Genomic DNA, 26,318 nt, shown 5'->3' with positions numbered 1-26,318 from the left:
GCTGTTCTAGCCTGCAATTTATCAAAGTATCGTTAAGCTAATGCGCTATTTTAATTGGTTATTTCAACTTGTCATTTCAATGCCGCTGGGACGATAGGGTAATAATCCCAGACTTGGCCATCGGTCATTGAGCGCACCAGTTTGATGTATTCGGCATGGGTCCAAGCAAGCGGTGTGGCAGAGTTGGTGCCTTGTCCGAGTTGGTAATGATAGCGGGTGGCATCGCCGACACCGTCCCACGCTTGCTCGGGTAACATCATGCCCGCATTCGCAAAGGTTTCCATGCCTTGCACATAGGTGTTGATTAACTGCTGCTTGGTTTGCTGCGCGTTATTGCCTGTTAGCTCGCCTTTTGCTTGGGCGAGTGCTAATTCAAAATGACCGCGCTCGCCGGTGAAGAAGGGCCAGATTCGGCCGCGTTGATCGGCGCTGTTGCTGCCGGATTCTGCGTAGTTTTTGCCAGAAACCGTATCCTCACCGTAGCCGTCGTTGCCATAACGTCTAAAGCCTGAGATAGTGCTGCCATCTTTGGCGGTAAACACGTATTTTATGCGTAGGTTGTGCTCAAGCTCTGTATTATCAATCAGTTGAAGGCTTTGATTGATGAGCTTGTCAGTTGCACCGCGCACGCCATAACGCACTAGTTCTAAAAATCCGCCATCGAGGATCTGACGTTGATCTAAACCTTGCTTACCGTTATTTGCCGCCAGTGTATCGCTAGTGTTTGGCTCGCCATTCGGGCTTAAACGTAAATAGTAAGGCGCGCTGACATCTGCGCTGTTTTTCAATAGCCCTTGGGTGGTGACTAAGTGCTTTTCCAAGCTGTCACTTAAGCTTTTAGCGGCAGCAAGATAACGGCTGCTGGAGTCGATATCCTTGGCTTCTTTGGCGATGTCACTCGCGGCAACAAGACCGGCAATCACTGCGGCCGTTGTTGAGGGGGAGTAACCCGCTTGTTCTTCCCAACGCTCTTGCTGGGTTTTGGGCGGGGTGATTTGGGTGTGATTCCAATCCAGATTGATCTCACCGCCGCTGATCAAAAAGTCCGCAGCACCTTTGAGCATCTCTTGATACCAGTGACTGATCTCATCAGGGGTGAGTACGCCCGCTTGCCAGAGTTTCCAGCCGAGCATGATAGGCATGGCAGTTTGATCGAGTTGCACGCCGACCCATTCAATTTGGCCATCCACATGGGTCTTTTGCAGGAACCAACCGGGCGTACCCGTAAAGCCGGGCGTCTTTTCGGTCACTTGCACTTTTTTCAGGTATTCGAAGGCCACTTTGGGCGTTTGTGTGTCACCCATGGCGAGGAATGCCATGGCGCATTGGTAAAAGTCGCGCGGCCATACTGCTTTATAGCCAGTGCTCGGCACGGCTGCCGAAACCGTATCGCCCCAAGGGTTAGAAAGTGAAGCGATCAGTGCGCCCGCATAGGTTTTATCTTCCTGCGCTTTCAAGACCATAGCGCTGGTATACAGCAGCTTGCCGTTATCTGTGGTGTTGTTAGCCATGTTAGCGATGGCGGGCAGTGAGCTTAAGTAATCGTGCCAGCCTGCATTGTAATGGCTGAGCACAGCATCATAACCTGCGGCCAAGCTGGCATCGGCATTGGCTAAACTCTGTGCTTCATCTTTACCAAAACCGATGGCGAGATTAAAAGTGACGGGTTTGGCTTTGATGAGCGTAGGGTAACTCGCGGTAAAGGCGATATTGCCAACGGTCGATTTATCTTGCGCACTGGTCGTTTGATAGGGCGTATCGAGTTTGCCGTTATCGGCCAAATCGGCTAGGCCATCGGAAACACCGACAAAGCCAGTCGTAGCCTGCACAAAATTCAGATCGGATTTTACCGTCATTACGCTACTGTCTTTGGCGGCGGTATAGGCCACCAGCGCCTGATTATTAGCATGAGTGTTGGCATGACTGTCAGTATGAGTGTCGATGCGGCCGATATCATTGGCGCCCGCATTGTCGATATGCGGATTGACATACAAATGCGGTGTAATGCCATCTTCAAAGGCGGTAAAGGTGACACGCATCATCAAAGTGTCGCGGTCGGGATCGGTAAAGATATGCTTTTCAATCTGATACTTACCTTCAACATCTTTATTGATAATTCTATAGGCAAGGGATTGCGGGCGACCATTAGCATCTGTATCTAAATATTCTATGCTGCTGATGGTGTTCTCTTTTTCGGTATCAACAAAGCCATTACCTGTGACCACAAATTGCAGTTCTTTGAGCTGCGCGTTGTGAATAAGACCATACATGGTTTCGGTCAAAATACCTTGGGCGAGGGAGAACCAAACGCGGCTAATGGGATTTTGCTTAGCATCTTGGTATTGACCTTGGGTGTAAGGCTCGTAAGACGTCCCAATACCAGTTTTACCCGAAAATGCCCAAGTGGGCGCTTTACCCGGTGCGCCGGGCGCAACCCGCTGCACACTTGGCGCGGCATTCACACTTGTGGCAGTTGTTGCTGAATTCGATGTGGGTGAACAGGCCGCTAACCCTATTATCCCCAATAGGCTTGCGGCGACGGCAAGCGCTAGGCGGCTGTGCCTTGTTAACGCTTGTGTGTGACGGTTTTGGCTTGTGTGCAGATCCTGTTGCGGCGTAGGACTCGATTCCATCTCGTTCTCCCCAAATAATGGTTTTGTTTTTATAGTGATTGAATTGATAAAGATATTTTATGCTGCTGTGATTAGCCAAATGACCGAATTCACCGCGCTTAACATGCATTTCTGCATATCGCCTAATGTGTATCGCAGCTATAAAGAGCTAACTTTTATTCGTTAATTTGTCTGTGGCTTTCGTGATTAAGTGGGTCTTGTGGTTCATTGCTGTACTTTGATTATTTGGGTTATTTTGTTCGACAACGTCTTGGTCGACAAATAATACAGCAATGCCTGCACACATCATCAAGACGCCACCTGTGATCAGTGCATAAATAGGTTGACCATCGAACAGACCATTGAGCACTAAACCCAGCACACTGGCGGCAAGAAGCTGCGGGATGACGATGAAGAAGTTAAAAATCCCCATGTAAACGCCCATTTTTTGCGGGGGTAACATGCCCGACAACATGGCGTAGGGCACAGATAAAATTGACGCCCACGCGATACCGACACCTATCATAGGCAGCCATAACAGGCTTGGGTCTTTAATAAAAAAGAAACTAATCAAACCTATACCACCACAGAACATATTGACTGTGTGGGTTAGCTTGATGCCAATACGCTTAGCCAGCATAGGAATAAAAATCGCGGCAATGGCGGCAAAACCATTGTAGGAGGCGAATAGTACGCCGACCCAATCTGCGCCGTCGTTATAAGCTTGGGACAACACATCGCTGCTGCCAAAATGGTAAGACGTCACGGCGGCAGTGGTGTAAATCCACATGGCAAACAGTGCGAACCAAGAGAAAAACTGCACGATCGCCAGTTGATGCATGGCTTTGGGCATATGGAACAAGTCATCGACCACGCTAAATACCATGCCGAGCTTATTGCGTTCAGTGGGTTGTGAATTGCTCAAACGCAGCGCGCAATACAGTTGTAATGGGCCAAAGGCGAAAATTCCTAAGCTCAAAATATACAGCTGCTTGTCTAAATCCTGCGCCCAAATAGCGAAGGTGAGCAGGGCGCCGAGACCCATCCATACGAAGGAGGCAAATTGATAATCCTTGCGGGTACGAGTGCGGGCTAAAGTTTCATCTTCAGCATCGACTTGTTTTGCGTTAAAGGCGGCTAGTTCTTCAGGGGAATATTCTCTTGACGATACGACAGTCCAACTGACGGCGAGCAATAACACTGCGCCACCGAAATAGAAGGCATAACGCACTGAATCGGCAATTTCACCCGCTGGTGCAGTATTCGCAACATCAAAAAAGTGAGTCAAAATATAGGGTAAGGCCGAAGCGACCACAGCGCCAATGCCGATGAAAAAGCTTTGCATTGCATAGCCTTGGGTACGCTGGCTTTTCGGTAAATTGTCACCGACGAAGGCGCGAAACGGCTCCATGGCGATGTTGATCGAGGCATCCATGAGCCATAACATGCCGGCGGCAATCCACAGGGTAGGCGAGTGCGGCATGATAAAAATGGCAAGGGTAGTAAAAATCGCGCCAATCAAAAAATAGGGGCGGCGACGGCCAAGGCGTCCCCAGGTGTTATCACTCAAATAACCAATAATAGGTTGAACCAATAAACCCGTCAGTGGTGCGGCAATCCACAGTATGGGAATTTCATCGATAGAGGCGCCTAAGGTTTGAAAAATGCGGCTGACGTTGGCATTTTGCAGGGCAAACCCAAATTGAATGCCTAAAAAACCGAAACACATATTAAAAATTTGCCAGAAACTCAGCTCAGGTTGTTGCTTGAATGCATACGGCAACTGAGGCGCTGCGGCTTGATGGGGATCTTGCTGGTGATTCGAAGACATTGAACTTCCTTTCTGTTGCCGGCAGTCGTTCTGCCTTGAGTGCTTATTGTTTTAATTGTTTTGCCTAGCAATGGATTGGCACTGTACTTTGCTTTTATGTGGTGAGCTATTTCATCACAGTCAAGAGCATACAATAAAAGCTAAGAGTCAGATTTATGGCTTATTCATGGTAGTTTCGCGCATGCCATGAGAGTGTACTCTGTGAAAAAATGGCGAATATACTCCTCCCTCAGAAGCATATTCGCCGATAAATTCATTTCAAATTTGGGCTAACACCTTAATTCAAAGGGGTTAGCCCAAGTGAGTGGCCTAAAGCCAGTCAGCAGAAAGAACTTAAGCCTGATAGCAATCCTTGTATATAACCCTATCAGAAACGACCTCACAGATTTCAAACCCCACAAGCAGAGGGTGAAACGAGCGGATTTATAGTAGCCTCGGCGTAGATTTTTGCACAACTGCTTACATACGTATTCATCATGGCTCAGTAACTGGATGGAAACATAGGTGTAACGCATCTAGACGGTTTATCAATAGCTATAGGCTTGCTGGAATGCTCAAATAACTCTCTAATCTTGTTAGAATACTTGATGATCAGTCATTGCATTATTTTTTAGAAAAAAGGGTATTGTTATTGCGGATGTTAACTGAGTGATAAAATCAACCGCAGCATAACTGACGGCGAGTTAAATGCGCTTAATCAGAGTCAGCATGCAATCAATATCCAGTACGGATGCCGATAGCTTGACTCGAAAGTCGCGCACTCTGCACTATGATAATAGCCAGCCTAGATATGGTGGGATCAGATAGGTACTTAGCTTATGATGATCGCCAGATTAAGCGTTTTTCGTTCGATTATCTTAAATTTTTTCAGTTGATTAAAGGATCCCTATGTTTGTTGTCTCGCTTACCTATAAAAAGCCAATTGCAGAAGTGGAGTTACATTTAGCCGCCCATATTGCTTATCTTGATCAGTATTATGCCGCAGGGACTTTTGTCGCCTCGGGTCGCAAAGTGCCACGTACCGGTGGCGTCATCCTCGCCAAGGCTAAAAGTCGCGCGGCGCTAGAGGCTATTTTGCAGCAAGATCCTTTCTGCATTGCCGATGTCGCTGAGTTTGAGGTGATAGAGTTTGTGCCGACTAAAACGGCGCCAGGGTTAGAGCCGTTGCTTGAAGTGATTTAACCTACATCTTTGTTTGAAAATTATTCCGTGTACTTGGTTATAACAGGCTTGGCGGGTTGGGGGACATAGAGTTCCGCCCATTTGGGTGTTAGTCGGTGTTTATGCTGTTTTCGGGGCGAACTTTTCCGATATTCTGCGACCTAGTTTGGTATTATGCCGTTTTCCCTCTTGAAACCTTACGCAGGTTTCCGCTGCGCGAGTCCTGCTTTTTATGTCTATTCAAACGCTGTTATCGACGGCTCTGGCGAAACGCCATGATTTTTTACAACAAGCTGAACAGGATCAAACCGATTGTTTTCGGGTGTTCCATGGGACAGTCGAAGGCGTCAGTGGCTTGAATGTCGATCGCTACGGCGATGTTTGGCTAGTGCAGAGTTTTCATCAAACCTTAACCGACGAAGAGTTGGTTGATGTCGGCACTGTTTTGTTGCAACAGGCCGATTTGCCTATTGTGTATAACGATCGTTCTTTAGGCCATTCCCGTGTATTGAATGCCTTATCACCCGCACTGACAGAGATTGCGAGTTCTGAGCGAGTAATGCAGGAAAATGGCATCAAGTTCAGCACTAAACTGCGCCACGAAGGACAAGATCCGCTGTTATTCCTCGATATGCGTATTGGCCGCGAATATGTGCGGGCACACAGCCAAGATAAAACTGTGCTGAATTTGTTTTCCTACACCTGCGGCATTGGTACTGCGGCAGCTATCGGCGGCGCGACTCAGGTGATGAATGTTGATTTTTCTTCCTTTGCTTTAGCGACGGGCAAAGCGAATGCGGCGTTAAATCAGGTGTCGAATGTATGTGAGTTTGTGCAGAGTGATGCGTTTCCGGCATTGCGCCAATTGGCAGGCTTGAGTGTGGGAGGGCGCCGCAATCAAAAATTACCGAGTTATCCCAAATTGGCGCAAACCCAGTTTGATCTGGTGTTCCTCGATCCGCCGCGTTATGCCAAGAGTGCTTTTGGTATTGTCGATTTGGTCAATGATTATCAAGGTTTGTTCAAGCCCGCATTAATGGCGACCAAAGTCGGTGGCACTATCGTTTGCTGTAACAATGTGGCGAAAGTCGAGCGTCAAGCATGGTTTGACAGTTTAGTGCGCTGCGTTGAAAAACAAGGTCGTACAGTCACTACGCACACTTGGCTCGATCCCCATGAGGATTTCCCTTCGTTCGATGACAATCATCCACTTAAAATAGTGGCACTGACATTAAGTTAGTTATACAAATGGTATAGTGATAAGAACTACACATAGTGATATTAACAAGCAGGGCACCCGATTCGGTGCCCTGTTTATTTACCGCTAGATGGGTTGCAAGTGGAAGGCAATCGCGACGCGGTTCCAGCCATTAATGGCAATGATTAAGCTGGTGAGGTCGACAATTTCTTTCTCGGAATAATACTCTGCAAGCGCCGTATATTGACTGTCATGCACGGGGGCAGTAGCAACTTGGGTTAAGATTTCTGTCCAGAGCAGCGCTGCACGTTCCCGTTCATTAAAGATTCCATCGACCTCCTGCCAAGCGGCAAGTAAATCTAAACGCAGCTGTTCTTCACCGTCGCTTCTGGCTTCCTCGGCGTGCATTCGCTGACAAAACGCGCAGCCATTGAGTTGCGATGCTCTAAGCTTGACTAAATGCACCAGTAATGGCGAAAAGTGGGAGTCACCGGCTGCTTTGTCTAAGCTGAGCAGTGCGTTAGCGAGTGTGGGTTGTAGCTGGTAAATTTGCTGGCGTGGTATACGTTCTGACATAAAAACCTCCTATAAGCTGAGGCTTCAATCTAAGCTGTTAGCGCTATGTAGGATTGGAGATTTGCGACATTTTACGCTTTTTGTATTGTCCTGGAGTTTGCTGTGTCACCCGTACAAAGTGTTGATGTAGATGGGCTTGATCGTAAAATCCGCAATCGAATGCGACCTGCACTAGGCTGAGGTTAGGTGATTGGCTGAGTAAGTTTCGGGCGATTTTGACTCTGTTTAATTGCAGTAACTGCGCGGGTGATTATCCGGTTTCTTGTTTAAATCTTCGTTCAAACTGGCGGCGACTTAGGGGCAGTTGTCTATAGAAATCCTCTAAACTGGCTTGAGTTTGAGTAAGCTTTGGTAAACTCGCCTGCACTAAGCTAATCATAGCGCTTTTATGTCGAGATAAGGCCACATCACATTGCCGCTGGTTGAGCTGCAATAACCAGTGCTCAAGTAGAGCGACGCGTTGGGCTGGCAGATTGGTTTGCGCCAGTTGTGATAGCAGTTGATCCAATCCTGTTAGCTGCAATTGCGTCGCATCAATAGTCGTCACTGATGAAGTAGACATAATATCTTGCAGTTCAATGCCGAGTAAATGAAACGCGCCGCCGGGGTGAAAACGAACTGTCATCAGCTCGATTCCTGGTAAAAAGGCGTGGGAATGTCGGCTCTGACCACAATGAAATAACACTTGAGGTTCATCGCCGCTGAGCGTTTGAGTTAGCGTTGGGAAATAGAAATGCAGGCTAGTGCCGCCGTCTGGGTAAAATGTCTGTTCAATGCTCTGCGGTAAATCAGTCGCAACGCGCAAATGAAAGTAGCGCTGCACCCAAGGGCGAAGTGGCGCTAAGGGTTGGAAATGGCTAAAGCCTAAGTGCGCGAGTTCAGTTTCGAAACGTTTAAAGCTGCGCATTTCTAATAAATTTGCCCGATATCGCAAGCTGAGCACCATAAGGAAGAAAGGAAGGTCAGATTAATCTAACTGAGGCATTTTTGCACCTGTGTTGGTTGTACGCATTTGCCTTGGACTGGCATGGTCTGTCTATGCTGTTGCTGGTTAGCCAGAAGCATTTACAACCTGTTTATTCGGTTTATACCGATTTGACAGCTAATTGGCACTAGCTGAATAGACGCCTCGACCATGATCAACTTTTACGTTTGTACTGGGATCAACTGGTGTTAGTTGGCGATAAAAAGTCACCAAAGACAAGGTATATCCTTGGTGACTTTCTGTTTTTTACTCTGTATTTTCACATTCGTTTAAACACGTTGTTAACGCACTGATTTTAAAGCCAAACCTAAAGCACTTTGAACCTTATTGCCGTACCGCCACTGCTGGCAAGTACGAGGTTGAGGCTATCTTTAGCGCTCACTTCTTTAGTCTCAATCACATAATCATAGGGGTTGGTTTTCCAATCGGCTTTTGCGCCATCGCGGTAAATTTGTGCTTGATAACGTTTATTCGGGGAGAGGAAATCCAGTTTGACCGTGACCGTGCGTGCGGTTTCATCCGTGAGTGCGCCTAAGTACCAATCACCTTGATCCTTCGCTTGGCGAGCAAAGACCACATAGTCACCGACTTCACCGGCCAGCGCGACACTTTGATACCAATCTGTGGGCACATCGCGGATAAATTGGAAGGCATCTAAGTGCTTTTCATAATTGCGCGGCAGATCCGCTGCCATTTGGATTGGGCTATAGAGCACAACGTACAAGGCGAGCTGTTTGGTCAATGTGGTTTGCACACGGTTTTGCGCATCCAACCCCTTAGGTGCTAAGTCAAAAATTCCCGGGGTAAAGTCCATTGGACCCGCAAGCATGCGGGTAAAGGGTAACATGGCCGTGTGTTCAGGGCTGTTTGGTGGGCTACCCCAAGCATTATACTCTTGGCCGCGGGCACCTTCGCGGGAGATCCAGTTCGGATAGGTTCGGCGCAGGCCTGTGTCTTTAATCGGCTCGTGGGTATTGATACTGATATGGTGTTTCGCTGCTTCAGTGACATTGTGCAAATACTCACCGACCATAAACTGGCCGTCGTGCCACTCGTGACGGGTAATGCCTTTGTCATCTATGCGCTTGATCTGGCCAGCATCGGCGACATAGCCCGTTTTGACTTGAGTAACACCAAGCTGCTCATACAGGGCGAAGGCATCTGCCATTTGCTCGCGATAATGCGTGACTGAACCTGCGGTTTCATGGTGGCCGATTAAGCGTACATTTTGTTTTGCCCCGTAGGCTGCGATGGCGGGCAGATCGAAATCAGCATAGGCCTTGGTAAAGCTAAATTGATCGCCATTGTGGAACCAGTCGCCGTCCCAACCTTCATTCCAACCTTCTACCAATACACCATCAAACTGATATTGAGCGGCAAAATCCATATAACGCTTTGTTTCACTGGTGGTTGCTCCATGGGTTGGGCCCGAGCCCCAAGTATTTTCGTTTAAGTGCATTCCCCACCAAATACCGACGTATTTCCCTGGTTTTACCCAAGTAACATCGCCGAGTTTATTGGGTTCATTGAGGTTTAGGATGAGGTGCGAATTGAGCAGCCCAGTTGCTTTGTCGGCAATTTGAATGGTGCGCCATGGCGTATAAAAACCCACTTGGGTTTTGACGCGAATGCCATCGGACCAAGGCGTGAGATCCGCCTTAAGTTTGCCATCGCGCTGTTGATCTAAGGTCATGGCGGCAAAGTCCACCAAGGCGGCTTCGTGGATACTTAAGTGCGTACCGTCTGCGAGTTTAAAGGTGAAGGGGGTATGGGCTCTATCGACGTCTTTAAGCGCTGTGGTGCGATATAAATATTCGTAGCGATTCCAGCTGCGGGCAGGGATCCACCATGCTGTAGCTTTATCGCTTTTGCCGACATTGAACTCGGTTAACTCGTCAGTGATTAATAGCGGCGAATTGGCGGGCAGGGCAGCTTGATCGGCTAAGTGATAGCGAAAGCCAATCCCATAGTCAAAGGTTTTAAATTCGATTTCGAGTTGCACCTTGCCATTACTTAATACTGCAGTCAGTTGATTGTGCTGATCGCGGATCCATTCCTGTTCGCCCCAAGGTTGTTGCCACTTTTCATCGGCACTTTTTTTCTCGCTGCTATTAATCTGCAATCCTTGACCGAGTTCGCCAAGGGATTGAAAAACTAAGCCTAAGCGGCTCGGTTCTATGACTGTTTTGCCGTGAAAATCGATTTTATATTCGGGGCGGCCAGTATCGTCACTCAAGCTGATTTGAATTTGTTGGTTGGGTGAGCTGACGGTAACGGTTTTGGCAAATACGTTGGCACTAAAAAGACTCGTGACCGCAAGGGCGATGGCTGTAGGGCTTAATAGCGCTTGCGATCGCTTTTGGCACGATGAGCTCTGGCGAGTGTGGCTGTTTGTTAAGTGGCAGTCTGTTACGTGATGGGCAGTTAAGTCGCTGCGAGTGAACTGAATAGGGTTGGTCTTGATGAACATTCCTTGATCCTTGTTTTTATAACGAATGTGACTCACAGCATACTAGTGGCGATGGCTTTTTAACCGCAACGGCCTGCATACGTATTCACCATATTAAGGCGTGGCGTAACAGACGTGACGTGAAGCATTGCGAGGGCACGAACAAAAGATGTGGTTTGCTTTTGACTCGGGTAAACTGCGCGCTTTCTTTTTGCTTAAAAATGCAATTTAGCGTGGGATTTAGCGTGGGATTTACAGTGTTAAAAGCCGCAGCAGTAAGGTCAAACCGTGAAAATTAGCCAACGTTTACAACAGATAGACAGTATGATCACTGGTCATTACGATCATATTTGGGATTGCTGCTGCGATCATGGTTTGCTCGGTATGCTGTTGTTAAAAAGGAATGTTGCTCGCCAAGTGCATTTTGTCGATTGTGTGCCTTCGCTAATGCAGGCGCTTGAACTGCGGTTGCAGCGTTTCTTTCCCGCAGAGATATCAGGCCTTAATCCCAATTTAGCGCCACACTCAGATCCAGACTTAAACCCAGACATAGACTCACAGTCAAACCAAGAACCAAACTCAAACTTATATCGTCATACTCAGTGGCAAGTGCATTGCCTCGATGTCGCGGCTTTACCGCTCGAGCAAACCAGTGACAAAGATAAACAGTTGATTATCATCGCTGGCGTGGGTGGTGAATTGCTGGTGGAATTAGTGCGGGCAATTCTAGCTCAACACCCACTGCGGCACCTCGAGTTTATTTTGTGTCCCGTGCATCATAATTACTATGTCAGGCAATCACTTTCGGCCTTAGGGCTAGGGCTTAAGTCGGAACACTTATTGGAAGAGAATCAACGTTTCTACGAAATCCTCCACGTCAGCACAATCATAGATCCAAATGGTCTGCCTATCACTACTACGGGGTCGTTAATATGGCAGACGTTAGATGAAGCAAACCTGCCGCGAGCACACCACTACCTGTCGCAGCTGATTGGCCATTACCAACGCATGCCGGCGCACAAGCAAACTCCTGAAATTATTCACGCCTATCAGCAGCAATTGGCCCAGCTCTTGAGTGAGTATGAGTGAGCTTGAATGCGCTTGAGCATTTTTGCCGCTTGGGCATTACGCTGAGAACTAAGATGAGAACCAAAGATGAGCACCAAAGATGAGGATCAGGCGAAAGAGCTGATGCATCGCGATCTCGTTGTTAATATTATGGGTAAAACGATTTTAGCATAAACCGTTAACAATCAATCTTGTAATCGTTAAAACCTATTAATCACTCGGACTGGACTGAGTGCGATTATTGCCTCTGTGGCAGTTTTTGATCTGCATTTGGCGCATTTTCGTTTATGCTTCGACTCCTTTTCGGCAAATGGCTACGACGATGCGTTTATTGAGAACTACCCAAGATCCTGCGGTTAACCTACAGACGGCACGCGTTTTTTATCGCAGAGCTGCCCGCGCGATAGTGTTATCGGGTGAAGACATTTTGCTACTTTATACCCAAAAATACCGCGACTACAGCTTACCCGGAGGCGGAATTGATGATGGCGAGAGTCTCGAAGATGGACTGATCCGCGAGCTACAGGAAGAAACCGGCGCCCTAGACATTCAAGTGTTAGCCCCCTTTGGTCGTTACGAAGAGTTTCGGCCTTGGTATCGTGAAGGGGCGAACGTAGTGCACATGGAGTCATTCTGTTACGTGTGCCGTATCGACACCTCACTGGGCGAGCGTGGTTTAGGTGAGACTCGATTAGAAGCCCATGAGATAAAAAATGGCATGCGGCCTGAATGGCTTAATATTCATCAAGCTATCGCTCATAACGAAGATATTCAGCGTAATCATCCCCATAAAGGCCAATCAATAGAGCGTGAAACTTTTCTGCTAAAACAGATAGTGTTGGAATGTTTGTAAGTTATATCACTTTCAAATCATGTGTTTAATATATGATTTTATTTCACACATAACTGAGTGAGCAGGGTTTGGTTAGCGATTAAACGTCGTTATTTCAACCTGATCTTTTAAGCTGATACTGCTTCGAGCCTGTGGCTGACAACAGTAGATGTTTAATGCTATTTCTCATTCTTTTGCCGCAGCAAGGAAGGCAATGCAGATTATTTTATTGACCCACGAACGCGAGTTAAGCCGCAAAACAAATACTGGTCAACTCGCGTTAGCCGCATTCCCTGAAGAGGTGAAAAGTATCGTCTGGTCGAGAACGGCACCTGATAACGATTTAGTGGCTATGCTGGCATCGCAGCAGGCTAAACTGTTGTTTCCAGCAAGTGAAACTGAGCCCGCTTTGCCCACTGAACATAACTACTTAGATACGGATTTAGCTGAGCCAGTGCTCTCGAATGCACAAATGTTGTTAGCGGCAGCACAATCTACAGTGATAGCAGAACAGCGAATGCCGAGCCAAGTGGTGATTTTAGATGCAACCTGGCAGGAGGCACGTAAGATGCTGCGCCAGAGCCCCTATCTGAAAACGGCTGCACGAGTCAGTTTGCCACCACTTATGCCTGAATCCGCTTTTATATTGCGGCGTAATCAGCAAGAAGGGGGCTTGTGTACCGCAGAATGTATTATTGCGCTTTGGCGCCAGTGTGGCAGAGCAGAACAAGCGACGCTATTAGCGTCGCTGTTTGCTGAATTGAATAACCGTACTTGATTGCAGTGTTTGAGAGAGTGTTCGAGGAAGTGCATGAATAGATAATTAACGACTTTTAGCTTTGACCCATAGATAAATCACCGTCAGTTGAATCACCATCTGTTAAGTCATAGTCATTTAAATCAGAGCCAGTTAAATCACCATCAGTTAAATCACCATCAGTTAAATCATAATCATTTAAATAACAGTCAGATATATACACAGAAAGTGACTCATGGCACCGCCAAGCACGAACAAATGCCAAATGGCATGGTTAAATGGAATGCGTTTACCGACGTAGAACACCACTCCTAAGGTGTAAAATAACCCGCCTAAGATTAATAGATTAAAGCCTACCTCTGACATCGCCGCCGTTAAATCGCCCATCACAGTGACACATAGCCAACCCATAGCGAGATACAAGACTAAGCTTAACTTTTTGAATTTGTGAATAAATAACGTCTTAAATAGGATCCCACCAATTGCAAGCGACCAAATGGCCGTTAAAATCACTATCGACTGCGTGCCTTGTAAGCTTATCAGCATCAAAGGTGTGTAAGTTCCTGCAATTAAACAGTAAATAGCGCAGTGATCGGCGATCTTCAGTTTATGTTTCCAGCCTGAATGGCTAACGCTGTGATATAACGTCGAGCATAGGAAAAGCACTATGATGCTCGCACCATAAATGGTTACGCCCGTAAGTTGAATTGGCGTTAGGTGATCTTGACCTTTAAGCAGCATGAGCACCAATGCCACAATCCCCGCAATGACACCTAGGCCATGGGATACACTGTTAGCGATCTCTTCTTTGATACTATATGGTCTAGATTTTACCGGGTTTTTAACTGTGTTTGGCTGTTCGGTAACACTTTGACTCGACATGGTAGATACACACTCGTAAACGATAATGACTGAGTCTATCAGTTAGAAAAATAAATCACCATATTTAAGCGTACACTTGTAAGCTTAAGTTTATGGTTGGCTTCTATTTTTCATCTTTTAGATTTTTAATGCTGTCTTGCACTCCCATCAGTGCATCGCATTGATGATGCTACTCGCTTCAAGACGTGAGATTTAACATTCAATTTAGCGCGATTATGATCCCAATTCCCAGCCTTATTTGTCTTAACTGGCAAGTGGCTTATCAAGCACTGGCGTAAAGTACTGTGCTTGTAGCAGGTTGCATTCGCATTGAACTTTGCTCTGTTTGCCTCCTCTAATCTGCGTTGAGCACTCGTAAGTAAATGCAATCAATAGATAATTCGCTTTCAATATTCACCAACCCGATATTGGATTGATATTGATTAGAGTGCAATCGTTCCACGTTAAGCATCATTGAAATCAATGGATACTATACAAAACCTAAGGATGGATTTTGCCTTTTCAACATCAACCCAAGGCCGCGCCTTTATTGACAGCATCTCATACAGCGATAGCGATTGGAGATGATGTCGATAGTGCTTTGCTGATTTCGGCCATATCGCCAGAAGGTGAGACTTTTATCGCCTTTGATCATCAGCTCGGTGAACTGGATGCTGCTCAAACGCCTGTTTTTACCACTAATGCGGAGCCATTAGCGTTCAATAGCGGTGCAGGCTTTTTAGTCACTGAGCATGACACCCAAGCTATAGACCAAGAGCAAGCCCAAGATTTGGTACTGCAAGAAATCCGTGCTGAACATCAAGATCAAGATAAATTGGTTTCTGAATCTGAATCTGAATCCAAACCTGAACTGTCTAGGACGATACAAACTAGTGCTCAGGGATTGGGGACGGGATCCGTTTTGCGTGCTCGTCAGCCGTATTTCAAAGGATTCAGTTTGTTATTTTTTGTGCTCTTAGTGCATGCGTGTTTATTTTTACTTATCTGCATTTTGTGGCGCCCGCAGTTAAATCCCTTTGGATTGAAGGAAATAGAAAGCCGTGGCCCTAAAGTGACAGCGATCAAGGCTTACTTTATTTATGCTCCCGTGGTAGAGAAAGCCGAAACCTCGGAGTCCAAAACCTCGGAGTCCAAAACTGAGATCAAGGCCGAGGATAAGACTGAAGCGACAAGTTCTGTTACGCCTACAATTGTTCCCACACCTCAAACTCAAGTGAAGCCTCTGCCAATACTTGAAAAGGTCATGCCTGAAACAATAGCACCCGAAAAGGCCGTCTCTGAAAAAGTAGAGTCGGAAAAAGTGAACCCAGATACGGTTAAACCGAACATCACTCAATCGAGCCAATCTCAATCAAAGAAAACTCAATCAATTGCCCCAAGTGATGAACAACCCACTGAAACGATGGCAACAAAACCAACGAATACGTTGGATACCTCAGAATTAAAGCCGCAGCTTGGCGCTAAGAGCTCGCCTGCAGCAGAAGGTGAGAGCACAATAGCGACAAGCTCAAGCATGAGTTTATTCACCCAGCAATATTTTGAACGTCAGCGCGAGCAAGCGCTCGATGCTCTCGTCATTGAACAGGCCGATAAGTTCACCCGGAAATCGAATATGAGTGAAATGAGCCCAGAGATGGAGGTGCTATTTGTCCCTAATGCTGATGATTTCGGTGGCACAACGAGTCTAGACTTACCCTTAGACCCAAATCGTATTGTGCGTAAAGGGGATACTTGTTATCGCGTGGTACAAGTCGGCACTCAAGTTAATCCTAACGCCGAAAATTTAGGTTTTCCCATTAACTGCAGTGGCAAAAAAATCAATCAAGCTATTGATGATGCCATTCAATCTCGATTAAACAAAATGATGCTCAAACCCCATAAATAGTGACTTTCTTTTATGATTTATTTTCATGCTAATTATAGATTTTTTGGTTTCATTTTATTTAATCAATTAAAAACAATTAATTATGAATCTTTATTTTGGATTGGTGGTTAAGATTTTTAATTGCTTTTTTCCTTGTTTGTTGCTGCCGCTTCTGTCTATACTGCGCACTCATCTTGTCGGAGTGCCTCTTGGCTGAGACCGTTTATTCGGGATCCGTTGAACCTGATCAGGTTAAAACCTGCGAAGGAAACAAGCGTAATAACACACATTAAATCGCCAAAATAGACGGCTTGAACACCTGTTAACTCAGCAGTGTTTTAAGCCTTAATGTTTAGATTTAATCGTTATTGAGCAGGGTAACTCAATTTTTGAAGCCAGTGTTGGCCACAAAAGTTGATTGCCATGTCCAGCTATCAACAACTCAATTCTCCAGACAAGCAACTCCATTTTTTAACGTGAGATTGCTTATGTCCAGTTCAAACCCAAACCCAGCTGTAGCTGCTATTTCTAGAGAAAGCACATCGCTAGAAGTGACAGTGCCTAGTCAATCAACCGTGCCTAAGGCACCGAGTCGCCGCGAAACCCGCGCGCAGGCCCAAGCCTTTATCGATACGTTAGCGCCGCTGCAACATCCTAATTCACAAAAGATTTACCTCGAAGGTTCCAGTGTCGATATACGCGTTGGCATGCGGCAAATCCTGCAGACTGACACCCTTGTCGGCGGCACAGATGATGCGCCTATCATGGAAAAAAATCCGCCAATTCGAGTGTATGATTGCGCCGGACCTTATTCCGATCCTGAGGCCGACATCAATGTACGTCTAGGTCTTGGTAAATTAAGACAAAACTGGATCCTAGCCCGCAACGACACAGAGCAATTACCCTGTGCCACCTCAGATTTTACCCAACAAAGACTCGCTGACGACGGTTTAGACCATCTGCGTTTTGAGGCGGGTTCGAGTGCCATTGTCCGCCCACGCAGAGCACTGCAGGGCAAACGAGTTAGTCAATTACACTATGCCCGTCAAGGGGTTATCACGCCCGAAATGGAATATGTGGCGATCCGCGAGAACATGGCACTTGCGCAAGTACAGGATGAAATCCTCAATCGTAAAGCCAAGGGCGAAGCTTTTGGTGCCTTAGTCGGCGAACCGATTACCGCTGAATTTGTCCGCGCCGAAGTTGCCCGTGGCCGCGCGATAATTCCGCTGAATATTAACCATCCCGAAGCCGAACCTATGATCATCGGGCGTAACTTTCTGGTGAAAGTGAATGCCAATATTGGTAATTCTGCGGTGACCTCTTCCATCGAGGAAGAAGTGGAAAAGCTCGTTTGGTCTACCCGTTGGGGCGCAGATACTGTCATGGATTTATCCACGGGTCGTTATATTCACGAGACCCGTGAGTGGATCATCCGTAACTCACCGGTGCCCATCGGCACTGTGCCGATTTATCAAGCGCTGGAGAAAGTGAACGGCGTGGCAGAGGATTTAACCTGGGAAGTGTTCCGCGATACCTTGATTGAACAATCTGAGCAAGGTGTTGATTACTTTACGATTCATGCTGGTGTACTGCTACGTTATGTGCCGATGACGGCTAAACGCGTTACTGGGATCGTTTCCCGCGGCGGTTCAATCATGGCCAAATGGTGCTTGAGCCATCATAAGGAAAACTTCCTCTACAGCCATTTTCGTGAGATCTGTGAGCTTTGCGTTGCCTACGATGTATCCCTGTCTTTAGGTGATGGTATGCGTCCAGGCTCAATTGCCGACGCCAATGATGCCGCCCAGTTTGCAGAGCTTGAAACCTTAGGTGAGCTAGTCAAAATCGCATGGGAATACGACGTACAAACCATTATCGAAGGGCCGGGACATATCCCGATGCAGCTCATTAAAGAGAACATGGACAAGCAGTTAGCTCACTGCGATGAAGCGCCGTTTTACACGCTTGGCCCGCAAATCACCGATATCGCCCCTGGGTATGATCATTTCACCTCCGGCATAGGCGCGGCCATGATCGCTTGGTACGGCTGCGCTATGTTGTGTTATGTCACGCCAAAAGAACACTTAGGATTACCGAATAAACAAGATGTTAAGCAAGGTTTGATTGCTTATAAGATTGCTGCCCACGCCGCCGATGTGGCCAAAGGTCATCCGAGTGCGCAAATTCGTGACAATGCGCTGGCAAAGGCGCGGTTCGAATTCCGCTGGGAAGATCAATATAATTTAGGACTCGATCCTGAAACCGCGCGTGCTTATCACGATGAATCTTTACCGCAGGAATCCGCTAAAGTCGCGCATTTTTGCTCTATGTGCGGCCCTAAATTTTGTTCGATGAAAATCACCCAAGATGTACGTGCCTATGCCGCTGGCTTAGAGGCGGCACAAGCGAAAGCGGAGCAAGTTGAAGCGGCTGCCCAAGCCATGCAAGTCACAATCAAGACGCCGCAGGAGTTGGAAGCGGCAATGGCGCTAAAATCGGCACAATTTGCTGCTTCGGGCGCCGAGATCTATCACGTGAAAGACAAGCTTGTCGCCGAAGCAGAGGAAGCCTAATTATGTCGGGTATTCATGGGGGTAATTCGCCCATGAATACCGCTCGCCCCGCATTTGTTTGGACCATAGCCGGTTCAGACAGCGGCGGCGGTGCCGGTATTCAGGCGGACTTGGCCACGATTCAAGATTTGGGTTGTCACGGTTGCAGCGTGATCACCACAGTGACGGCGCAAAGCTCAGTGGCGGTCACTTTAGTTGAGCCCGTATCAGCGGCGATGTTAATGGCTCAGCTGACGACTCTACTTTCCGACTTGCCACCCAAAGCAATTAAAATCGGCTTACTGGCAGATCAAACTCAAGTGGCATTGCTGGCAGATTGGATCGCGAGTTTTAAAATCCAGTATCCATCTGTGCCTGTGATTGTCGATCCAGTGATGGTCGCCAGTTGTGGCGATGCATTAGCAGTAGATAACTGTCAGGATATAAAAAGTGCGGCCAAATCAGCCTTAGATTTTAGGCCTTTCAAAGGTTTAATCGAACTTATCACGCCCAATGTGCTTGAACTTAGGCGGTTAACTCACAGTGATGTTTCGACCAAATCGCAGTTCGTTGCTGCAGCACAGGCTTTATCCCAGAGTTTAGATTGCAGTGTGCTCGCTAAAGGGGGCGATGTGAGCTTTGGCAGCACTGACATTCTTGCTGATACTCATGCTAAAACTCACGATAACACTCATGCTCAAACTCAGGCTAATGTTCATGTTAGCACTCTCGATAGCAACGGCTGGGATTTTGAGCTTGCCGAGGATTATCTGGTTTGCCATCAAGTACGCGCTAGCTCTGAGCTGCATCAAAATGGGCGTTTCTGGTTGGCAAGCCCGCGGGTTAATACCCGTCATAACCATGGTAGCGGCTGTACTTTGTCATCGGCCATTGCCACCGTGTTAGCGCAGGGTTTTGTATTACAAGATGCGGTGGTGGTTGCCAAAGCCTACGTGAGTCAAGGCTTAAGCGCGGCGATTGGTTTAGGGCAAGGTCCAGGGCCGTTGGCCCGTACGGGGTGGCCCAATGACTTGTCCCGCTATGCAAAGATAAGGCTGTGTGATGGCAATTTTATTAGTCATCAACTCAACCAACACCTTGATATTATAAGTGATTTAGTTGCAACAGCTTTATCTGCAACAGATCAGGCAACCGCTCAGGTAAGAATAGCCTCGACGCCACCTCAAAATATTTTATCCCACGGTTTTAAAGTGCTCGATGCCGATCTTGGTGTTTACCCTGTTGTGAGTGACTTAACCATGCTGGAGAGTTTGTTAGCTGCAGGCGTTAAAACCTTGCAGTTACGGATAAAAACCGACATCAGCGAGTTATCTAGTGCAGCGCTAGCCGAATCTGATTTAGGCAAATGTGAGTCAGGTAAGTCTGAGTTGGTTGGCTCTGAATTAGAAGCACTAATTCAAACGGCCATTGCCTTAGGTAAGCATTTTAATGCACAGCTTTTTATTAATGATCACTGGCAGTTAGCGATAAAATACCATGCCTTTGGGGTACATTTAGGCCAAGAAGATCTCGCCGTTACCGACTTAGCGGCCATTCAGTCGGCAGGGCTCGCATTAGGTATATCCAGCCACAGTTATTTTGAGTTGCTACTGGCGCATCAATACTCGCCATCCTACATAGCGCTTGGGCATATATTCTCAACCACGACGAAGCAAATGCCTTCGGCGCCCCAAGGGCTCGCAAAACTTAAACATTATGTGGCGTTACTCCAAGACCACTATCCCTTGGTCGCCATTGGCGGCATCGACTTAGCTAATCTGGCAAAGGTGAAAGCCACTGGGGTCGGCAATATTGCTGTGGTGCGCGCAATAACCGAGGCTCAGGATCCAGTCGCAGCATTTGCAGAGTTGAGCCAAGCGTGGGAGCAATGTAACTTGTCTGAAGAACTGGCTGTAAAGCATGAGTTGGTTGCTAAGCATGAGTAAAAACCAACCGCTTGCTCACGCAGAGGTTCTTTGCGACGGTACACAAAGCGCTCATACACTCAGTGATTCAGATTTCATGCGTTATTCTCGGCAAGTCTTATTGCCAGAGGTCGGTGAGGCAGGGCAATTGCAATTGGTCGACGCCAGCGTTGTTATTGTAGGGCTTGGCGGCTTAGGGCAATTGGCGGCGCAGTATCTGGCTTGTGCTGGCATTGGCAACTTGACCTTAATCGACATGGATAAGGTTGAAGTTTCGAATCTACCAAGACAATTGCTATTCACCGATGCCGACATTGGACTCAATAAGGCGCGAGTTGCCAAGCAAAAGCTCAAAGGCTTAGCGCCGCAGTGCACTGTTACTGCCCATGAAACAGTATTTAGTGCTGAGACATCAGCTCATCACTTCGCTGAGGTTTTACAATTAAAACAACAGGGTAAAAGAGTGCTCGTGCTTGACTGCACTGATAACTTTGCGACCCGCCAAGCCATTAATCGCAGCTGTATCGAAGCTGCTTTACCTTTAGTCAGCGCGTCAATCGCAGCATTTAGCGGCCAATTGTTTGCAGTCGATCAAGTGCAGTTCCCCTCTGGTGGTTGTTATCACTGTATTTTCCCCGCACAGACGAGAGTGTCACAGAGCTGCAGTACCCAAGGCGTACTTGGTCCGAGCGTGGGCGTGATGGCGTCAATGCAATCTTTGGTGGCTATTATGCAACTTTTGTTGAATATGGATAGTTGTAATGAATCGAAAAGTGCCTTGTTGGGGCGTTTTTGGCGCTTCGACGCTAAATCACTTTCATGGACTGCGGCGATATTAACGCGGGATCCCCATTGTGACATATGTGGCCCCAAAGGGGCTTATCTATCATCAAATAAAGATAATCTTGAGGTTTGATATGATTTTAATTCACATAAATAATATCCCACAGTCGTTGACTGAACCGACGTCACTCGCGGCTGTGATCCTCGCGCAAGATATTGCCCTCGACTCAGTTGCTATCGTGTTGAATGCAGAGGTGGTTCCGCGCAACCGCTGGCAATCTATTCTCTGCCAACATGAAGATAAATTAGAACTTTTTTCAGCAGTGGCGGGAGGCTAATATGTTAACGATTGCCGATGTGGAGTTTGAATCACGGTTATTTACCGGAACGGGAAAATTCAGCAATAGCCAAGTGATGCTTGAGGCGATAACGGCTTCAAAATCGCAGTTAGTCACAGTCGCGATGAAAAGAATTGATTTTAAAATGGGGCTTGATGATTTACTCACGCCGTTACGTCAAGCGGGTGTCCGGCTATTGCCTAACACTTCGGGGGCGAGAAACGCCAAGGAAGCGGTGTTTGCGGCAGAGCTTGCCCGTGAAATGCTGGGAACTCATTGGATTAAGCTCGAAATCCATCCAGACCCTAAGTACCTAATGCCCGATGCGATTGAAACCTTAGAGGCGGCCAGAATCCTCTGTGAGAAAGGCTTTATCGTGTTGCCCTACGTGCATGCCGATCCTGTGCTCTGTCGCCGCTTGGAAGAAGTGGGCTGCGCTGCTGTTATGCCACTGGCGAGTCCGATTGGCAGTAATCAAGGTTTAGTCACTGAAAGCTTTTTAAAAATCATCATAGAGCAGGCGCGGGTGCCAGTGGTGATCGATGCCGGCATTGGCGCGCCTTCACAGGCTGCGCGAGCAATGGAGCTGGGCGCCGATGCGGTGCTCGTTAACACAGCTATCGCCAGCAGCGCGTCGCCGATAGTGATGGCCGAGTGCTTTAAGGAGGCGGTGCAATGCGGTCGGCGAGCCTTTGAAGCTGGGCTTGGCCGAGTACAAACGGGCGCGGTACAGACCAGTCCTCTGACGGGATTTTTAAACCAATGAATTTTGTAGCTGAATTTGCCAACATTCCACGGGATAAACTGTTACTCGATTTGTATTCTTGCACAGCCCAAGATGTCGAGCGGGCGTTAGTGAGTCCAGCAGGGGATTTACGCAGCTTACTGGCCTTGTTATCACCTGCGGCGGAACCTTATATCGAAACCATGGCACAACATTCAGCGGCGCTTACGCGGCAGCGATTTGGCGCGAATCTGGGCATGTATTTACCGCTATACGTCTCGAATCTGTGCGCTAATGAATGTGATTACTGTGGTTTTAGCATGAGTAACAAACTCAAACGCAAGACCTTGAATGAGCAGGAGTTGATGGCCGAGATGGTCATTATCAAAAATAGGGGGTTCGATTCTATTTTACTGGTGTCGGGTGAGCATGAAACTAAGGTTGGTATCGATTACTTCAAACAAATTTTACCATTGGTAAAGCAGCAATTTAGCCATGTGGCGATAGAGGTCCAACCCATGAGTGAGGACCATTATCGCCAGTTAGTCGCGCTAGGTTTAGATGCTGTGATGATTTATCAGGAGACCTATCAGCCCGAGACTTATGCTCGTCACCATTCCCGAGGTAAAAAAATGGATTTTGCCTATCGCTTAGCAACACCGGACAGAGTTGCGGCGGCGGGGGTCGATAAAATTGGTCTTGGGGTATTACTGGGGCTGGATGATTGGCGTTTAGATGCGTTAATGATGGGATATCATATTGACTATTTAGAGCGTCGCTATTGGCGCACTCGCTTTAGTATTTCGCTGCCAAGGTTAAGGCCTTGTACTGGCGGGATCACCCCAAAAGTTATGCTATCGGATTTAGGTTTAGTACAAATGATTTGTGCATTTAGACTTTTTAATCATCAGCTTGATATCAGTATGTCGACAAGGGAAAGCCCTGAGCTGAGGGATAATCTTTTACCACTTGGAATTACTCACATCAGTGCGGGTAGTTCGACACAACCGGGCGGCTATCAAGCACCCGACAGTCAACTCGATCAATTTGAGATAAGCGATGATCGCAGCGTCGAGCAAGTCATCGAACAGATGCAACGGCAGGGTTTTAATCCCGTATTTAAGGATTGGGAAGCCAATTGGATCACAGGATAAATAAGACCGTAAATAAATGGTGAGAATGCGGATAAAACCTGTACTTTTGCAGGTAACTGGTCAATAATTGACCCATTAATCACAGCGTGCAGGAATACCGTTATGCAAATCCAATCTGCTTATTCATCCGGTCTGCAAGGCTTGCAAAGTGCTCAATCTGGGCTCACTCAAGCAACAATAGATGTGGCTAAACCGACACCGACGCAAAGTGCATCTCCGGCAGAGCCTGCAAAAGATGTTGCCCAGCCCGATAAAACCTCGGCATTACTTACCGCTAATGAGTCATTAAGACAAGGGGAAGCATCAACAGAAGTGATTGAAACTGATTCTGAAACGATAGGTTCGATCATTAATATTAAGGTGTAAATATCATGTCGGTTGTGGCGCTATCACCTAAGGTTGGAGCGCCATCCTCTTCATTTTCGGCACATGATAAGATGCTCAGCTCGAATCTAAGCCAGAGTCACGCTAATAGCACTTATCAAGGAGCCAGCGCTCACACTGCAGGCTCCTCAAAAATTGAAGCGAGTGGTGTCCATGAACTACAGGTTACTGGAACTTCATTTGCTCCAGTTCAAGCCACGCCTATTACTTCATTAGCTGCTAACGTTTCTCAATCTCTCCACTCATCACCGAATGTGTCTTTTGCTGCTTCTAGTGCTGTTTCATCAACTGCTGCATCTGTACTTCCTGTACTGAATGGTGCAAGCCAAGCACCCAAGATCGATCCTTTTTCCGTACCAACGCCAAGGAGCAATCCTCAGGTAAATACGTTAAATGATCGAGCTAGCTTACATGCCGATGCGAGTTTTAGTTTGTTAACAGGACCAAGATCCATTTCTGGTGTACGCGGGGGACAGATTGCGGCACCTATTTCTACTCAGGTATTTTCGCCAGTCGCGGGTACGAGTAATAGCGGACTTGGGGTAAATTCCTTGGCTACAATAAGTCCAAATCTCAGTGTAACGAGCAATATTCCCGTTGATATTTTTACGCCTCTGAGTCCATCAATTGGCACTAGTGGTACTGATATTCCTGCTTTCAATCCATCTAGCACGGGTGATGTTTCTCCAATAATGCCTGATTTAGCTGCAGTGTTTGGACCACAAACTGTCTTTACTGGAGCTGCGTTAGTTGATCCCTCTACGTCTGATTCTGTAATCAACAGTGCTGTAAATAAGAGTATAGCAACGAGTGCAGGGCCTGTTGGTCAGTCAAACTCTGCGCAAGCCTTAGATCAATCAGCTAGCAATGATGTTGCTCAACCGACTGTGTTAGAACAATTTACTCAAGTTTTCGGTGAAGCTCAGGCTCAAGCTGGTCCTGTAGATGCTCCTGCGACAGCGTCTAATCCAGATGATAGTCAACAAGTCTTAGCTGCTGTCTTTGCCCCAAATGATAATCAGCTTGAAAAGCAAGTACAGGAAGAAGAATCGCAGAAACAGCAAATTGCAGCAGCGGAAGAGGCAAAGCAGCAATCACTGGTTCAACAGGCTCAGGAACAAGAGATACAAGCCCAAGAAAAAGTGCAGGCTCAACAGCAACAGCAAGTCGATGAGCTTAAAACTCGAGATTCAGAGGTTAAAGCCCATGAGCATGCCCACGCAACCGTCGGAGGACAATACGCTCAGAGCCCGAGTTTTAAGTATGAAAAGGGTGCTGATGGCCAACGTTACGCCACCGATGGCGAAGTGCAGATTGATGTCTCTCCAGTGGGAGGCGACCCGCTTGCAACGATAAACAAAATGAAGCAAGTTTATGCCGCAGCAATGGCTCCTGTTGACCCGTCATCAGCGGATATCCGTGTTGCCGCGGAAGCCTTGCAAAAAATGAATGAAGCTAAGGTGATGCTGGCAGAGGAGCGACAAAAACAAATTGTTGACTTGCAAACGACTCAAACATTAATAGACGCAGATGCACAAATCAAAGAGTTGCCACCGTTAGAAAAACATACACCTGTAGTGACGGGAGACGTTGATGAGTCCGGTAATATTGCTCAGCCCCAAGAGGCTGTATTCACCCCCGCCTCTACTGCGCTTGATAAGCTAAAACAAGCGATCGAGGCGCAAACGGCCAACACGAGAGTCATTGATACTGGTTCGAAAACCTCTTCTGATATCAGTGACTCAGTCACTACATCGACCACAGTGGAAACGATTGAGCCACCGACCGCAACTTTAGCATTTGGAGAAGCTTCAACTTCAGCGGATTTAGCGACGGGTTTTATCTCAAGATCCGATAGTGCTGCAAGCCGTTATTATGTCGCGGTTGCACAAGCCAGTGCTGGACCTTCAGCTCGTGTCGATATGACGTCGCAAGCCAATATTCAGTCTTCGTATCTGGCATCTTCAAATGAGCTGCTTAGCAATTTGCAATCTACGGATGTTTTGTCCGCAAACGATGTAAATGAGCAGTCTTCAAATATCAGTGCTAGCGCGAATACGAATGTGTCTTTGCAGAGCGAGTTATATGTGAAGGATGACCTTTTACAGGAGACGGGATTTATTCAGCCGCAATATTTGGGTGATCAACAAGCGCGCTATGTCGACTTTAGTGTGTAAGATTAGGCTTTAACTATTCCCATGATTCGCTGTTCATCATCTTTTTCGAAACAACTTCTCAGT

General features: G+C 47.2%; 19 protein-coding genes, 2 pseudogenes and 1 riboswitch. Of the genes and pseudogenes, 14 read left to right on the top strand and 7 right to left on the bottom strand.

Features of this window, described 5'->3' with window-relative positions; genetic code table 11:
• Window positions 1-71: 71 nt before the first annotated feature.
• Together L5M38_RS03555 and L5M38_RS03550 are read right to left on the bottom strand one after the other, a co-directional pair.
• The gene (locus L5M38_RS03555) at window positions 72-2,633 is read right to left on the bottom strand and encodes a glycoside hydrolase family 15 protein (RefSeq protein WP_263178378.1); all 2,562 of its coding nucleotides are present in this window, start codon (window positions 2,631-2,633) and stop codon (window positions 72-74) included.
• A 148-nt stretch (window positions 2,634-2,781) separates the two neighbouring features.
• The gene (locus L5M38_RS03550; RefSeq protein WP_263178377.1) at window positions 2,782-4,443 is read right to left on the bottom strand and encodes an MFS transporter; all 1,662 of its coding nucleotides are present in this window, start codon (window positions 4,441-4,443) and stop codon (window positions 2,782-2,784) included.
• Window positions 4,444-5,331: 888 nt separating this feature from the next.
• On the opposite strand from L5M38_RS03550, the gene L5M38_RS03545 reads away from it, so the two are divergent.
• Both L5M38_RS03545 and L5M38_RS03540 read left to right on the top strand, forming a co-directional pair.
• Window positions 5,332-5,625, top strand: a complete 294-nt coding sequence (locus L5M38_RS03545; protein WP_263178376.1) for a YciI family protein — start codon at window positions 5,332-5,334, stop codon at window positions 5,623-5,625.
• A gap of 211 nt (window positions 5,626-5,836) precedes the next feature.
• Window positions 5,837-6,844 carry a class I SAM-dependent rRNA methyltransferase gene (locus L5M38_RS03540; RefSeq protein ID WP_219250858.1) on the top strand — a complete coding sequence of 336 codons (1,008 nt, stop codon included), beginning with the start codon at window positions 5,837-5,839 and terminating at the stop codon, window positions 6,842-6,844.
• An 84-nt stretch (window positions 6,845-6,928) separates the two neighbouring features.
• Here the strand turns inward: L5M38_RS03540 and L5M38_RS03535 are convergent, their stop codons facing one another.
• From L5M38_RS03535 to L5M38_RS03525, 3 genes and pseudogenes are all read right to left on the bottom strand, one after another.
• Window positions 6,929-7,378 carry a carboxymuconolactone decarboxylase family protein gene (locus tag L5M38_RS03535; RefSeq protein ID WP_263167297.1) on the bottom strand — a complete coding sequence of 150 codons (450 nt, stop codon included), beginning with the start codon at window positions 7,376-7,378 and terminating at the stop codon, window positions 6,929-6,931.
• 43 nt (window positions 7,379-7,421) lie between these two features.
• Window positions 7,422-8,324, bottom strand: a pseudogene (locus tag L5M38_RS03530) (helix-turn-helix domain-containing protein).
• A gap of 346 nt (window positions 8,325-8,670) precedes the next feature.
• A complete protein-coding gene (locus L5M38_RS03525) occupies window positions 8,671-10,833 on the bottom strand; it encodes a glycoside hydrolase family 97 protein (RefSeq protein WP_263178375.1) in 2,163 nt (720 codons plus the stop codon).
• Between the two features lie 267 nt (window positions 10,834-11,100).
• On the opposite strand from L5M38_RS03525, the pseudogene L5M38_RS03520 reads away from it, so the two are divergent.
• From L5M38_RS03520 to L5M38_RS03510, 3 genes and pseudogenes are all read left to right on the top strand, one after another.
• Window positions 11,101-11,917, top strand: a pseudogene (locus tag L5M38_RS03520) (tRNA (adenine(22)-N(1))-methyltransferase).
• Window positions 11,918-12,202: 285 nt separating this feature from the next.
• Window positions 12,203-12,733: an NUDIX hydrolase gene (locus tag L5M38_RS03515; RefSeq protein WP_012089309.1), complete on the top strand. Its 531-nt coding sequence runs from the start codon at window positions 12,203-12,205 to the stop codon at window positions 12,731-12,733.
• A gap of 193 nt (window positions 12,734-12,926) precedes the next feature.
• Window positions 12,927-13,490 (top strand): tRNA-uridine aminocarboxypropyltransferase, encoded by a 564-nt coding sequence (locus tag L5M38_RS03510; RefSeq protein ID WP_411569298.1) that lies wholly within the window; start codon window positions 12,927-12,929, stop codon window positions 13,488-13,490.
• A 55-nt stretch (window positions 13,491-13,545) separates the two neighbouring features.
• Here L5M38_RS03510 and L5M38_RS03505 read toward each other — a convergent pair whose 3' ends face one another.
• Both L5M38_RS03505 and trhA read right to left on the bottom strand, forming a co-directional pair.
• Entirely contained in the window at window positions 13,546-13,692 is a 147-nt protein-coding gene (locus L5M38_RS03505; RefSeq protein WP_263178371.1) for a hypothetical protein, read from the bottom strand.
• A complete protein-coding gene (gene trhA / locus L5M38_RS03500; RefSeq protein ID WP_263178370.1) occupies window positions 13,668-14,351 on the bottom strand; it encodes a PAQR family membrane homeostasis protein TrhA in 684 nt (227 codons plus the stop codon). Before trhA ends, L5M38_RS03505 begins: the two co-directional genes overlap by 25 nt.
• 493 nt (window positions 14,352-14,844) lie before the next feature.
• Between trhA and L5M38_RS03495 the strand changes: the two genes are divergently transcribed.
• The 9 genes from L5M38_RS03495 to L5M38_RS03455 all read left to right on the top strand — a co-directional run bounded on the left by L5M38_RS03495 (window position 14,845) and on the right by L5M38_RS03455 (window position 26,255).
• Entirely contained in the window at window positions 14,845-16,236 is a 1,392-nt protein-coding gene (locus L5M38_RS03495) for a hypothetical protein (RefSeq protein WP_263178369.1), read from the top strand.
• 167 nt (window positions 16,237-16,403) lie between these two features.
• Window positions 16,404-16,502, top strand: a riboswitch (TPP riboswitch).
• A gap of 201 nt (window positions 16,503-16,703) precedes the next feature.
• On the top strand, window positions 16,704-18,791 hold the full coding sequence (gene thiC, locus L5M38_RS03490; RefSeq protein ID WP_263178368.1) for a phosphomethylpyrimidine synthase ThiC: 2,088 nt from the start codon (window positions 16,704-16,706) through the stop codon (window positions 18,789-18,791).
• A gap of 2 nt (window positions 18,792-18,793) precedes the next feature.
• Complete coding sequence (locus L5M38_RS03485; protein ID WP_263178367.1) at window positions 18,794-20,716, top strand: bifunctional hydroxymethylpyrimidine kinase/phosphomethylpyrimidine kinase; 1,923 nt, start codon at window positions 18,794-18,796, stop codon at window positions 20,714-20,716.
• Window positions 20,709-21,611: a HesA/MoeB/ThiF family protein gene (locus L5M38_RS03480; protein WP_263178366.1), complete on the top strand. Its 903-nt coding sequence runs from the start codon at window positions 20,709-20,711 to the stop codon at window positions 21,609-21,611. Before L5M38_RS03485 ends, L5M38_RS03480 begins: the two co-directional genes overlap by 8 nt.
• Window position 21,612: 1 nt before the next feature.
• On the top strand, window positions 21,613-21,816 hold the full coding sequence (thiS, locus tag L5M38_RS03475; RefSeq protein ID WP_263138807.1) for a sulfur carrier protein ThiS: 204 nt from the start codon (window positions 21,613-21,615) through the stop codon (window positions 21,814-21,816).
• A 1-nt stretch (window position 21,817) separates the two neighbouring features.
• Window positions 21,818-22,582, top strand: coding sequence for a thiazole synthase (locus tag L5M38_RS03470; protein ID WP_263178364.1), 765 nt, complete (start codon window positions 21,818-21,820; stop codon window positions 22,580-22,582).
• Window positions 22,579-23,694 (top strand): 2-iminoacetate synthase ThiH, encoded by a 1,116-nt coding sequence (thiH, locus tag L5M38_RS03465; protein ID WP_263178362.1) that lies wholly within the window; start codon window positions 22,579-22,581, stop codon window positions 23,692-23,694. The genes L5M38_RS03470 and thiH overlap by 4 nt, the downstream gene beginning before the upstream one ends.
• 102 nt (window positions 23,695-23,796) lie before the next feature.
• Window positions 23,797-24,060: a chemotaxis protein gene (locus L5M38_RS03460; RefSeq protein ID WP_263178361.1), complete on the top strand. Its 264-nt coding sequence runs from the start codon at window positions 23,797-23,799 to the stop codon at window positions 24,058-24,060.
• Window positions 24,061-24,065: 5 nt separating this feature from the next.
• Window positions 24,066-26,255 carry a putative metalloprotease CJM1_0395 family protein gene (locus L5M38_RS03455; RefSeq protein ID WP_263178360.1) on the top strand — a complete coding sequence of 730 codons (2,190 nt, stop codon included), beginning with the start codon at window positions 24,066-24,068 and terminating at the stop codon, window positions 26,253-26,255.
• Window positions 26,256-26,318: the final 63 nt, after the last annotated feature.

It is taken from the genome of Shewanella sp. SM101, assembly GCF_025654465.1.
Lineage (GTDB): Bacteria > Pseudomonadota > Gammaproteobacteria > Enterobacterales > Shewanellaceae > Shewanella > Shewanella oncorhynchi.
The sequence above is the reverse complement of the archived record's forward strand: the minus strand, read 5'-3'. Positions and strand labels throughout refer to the sequence as shown.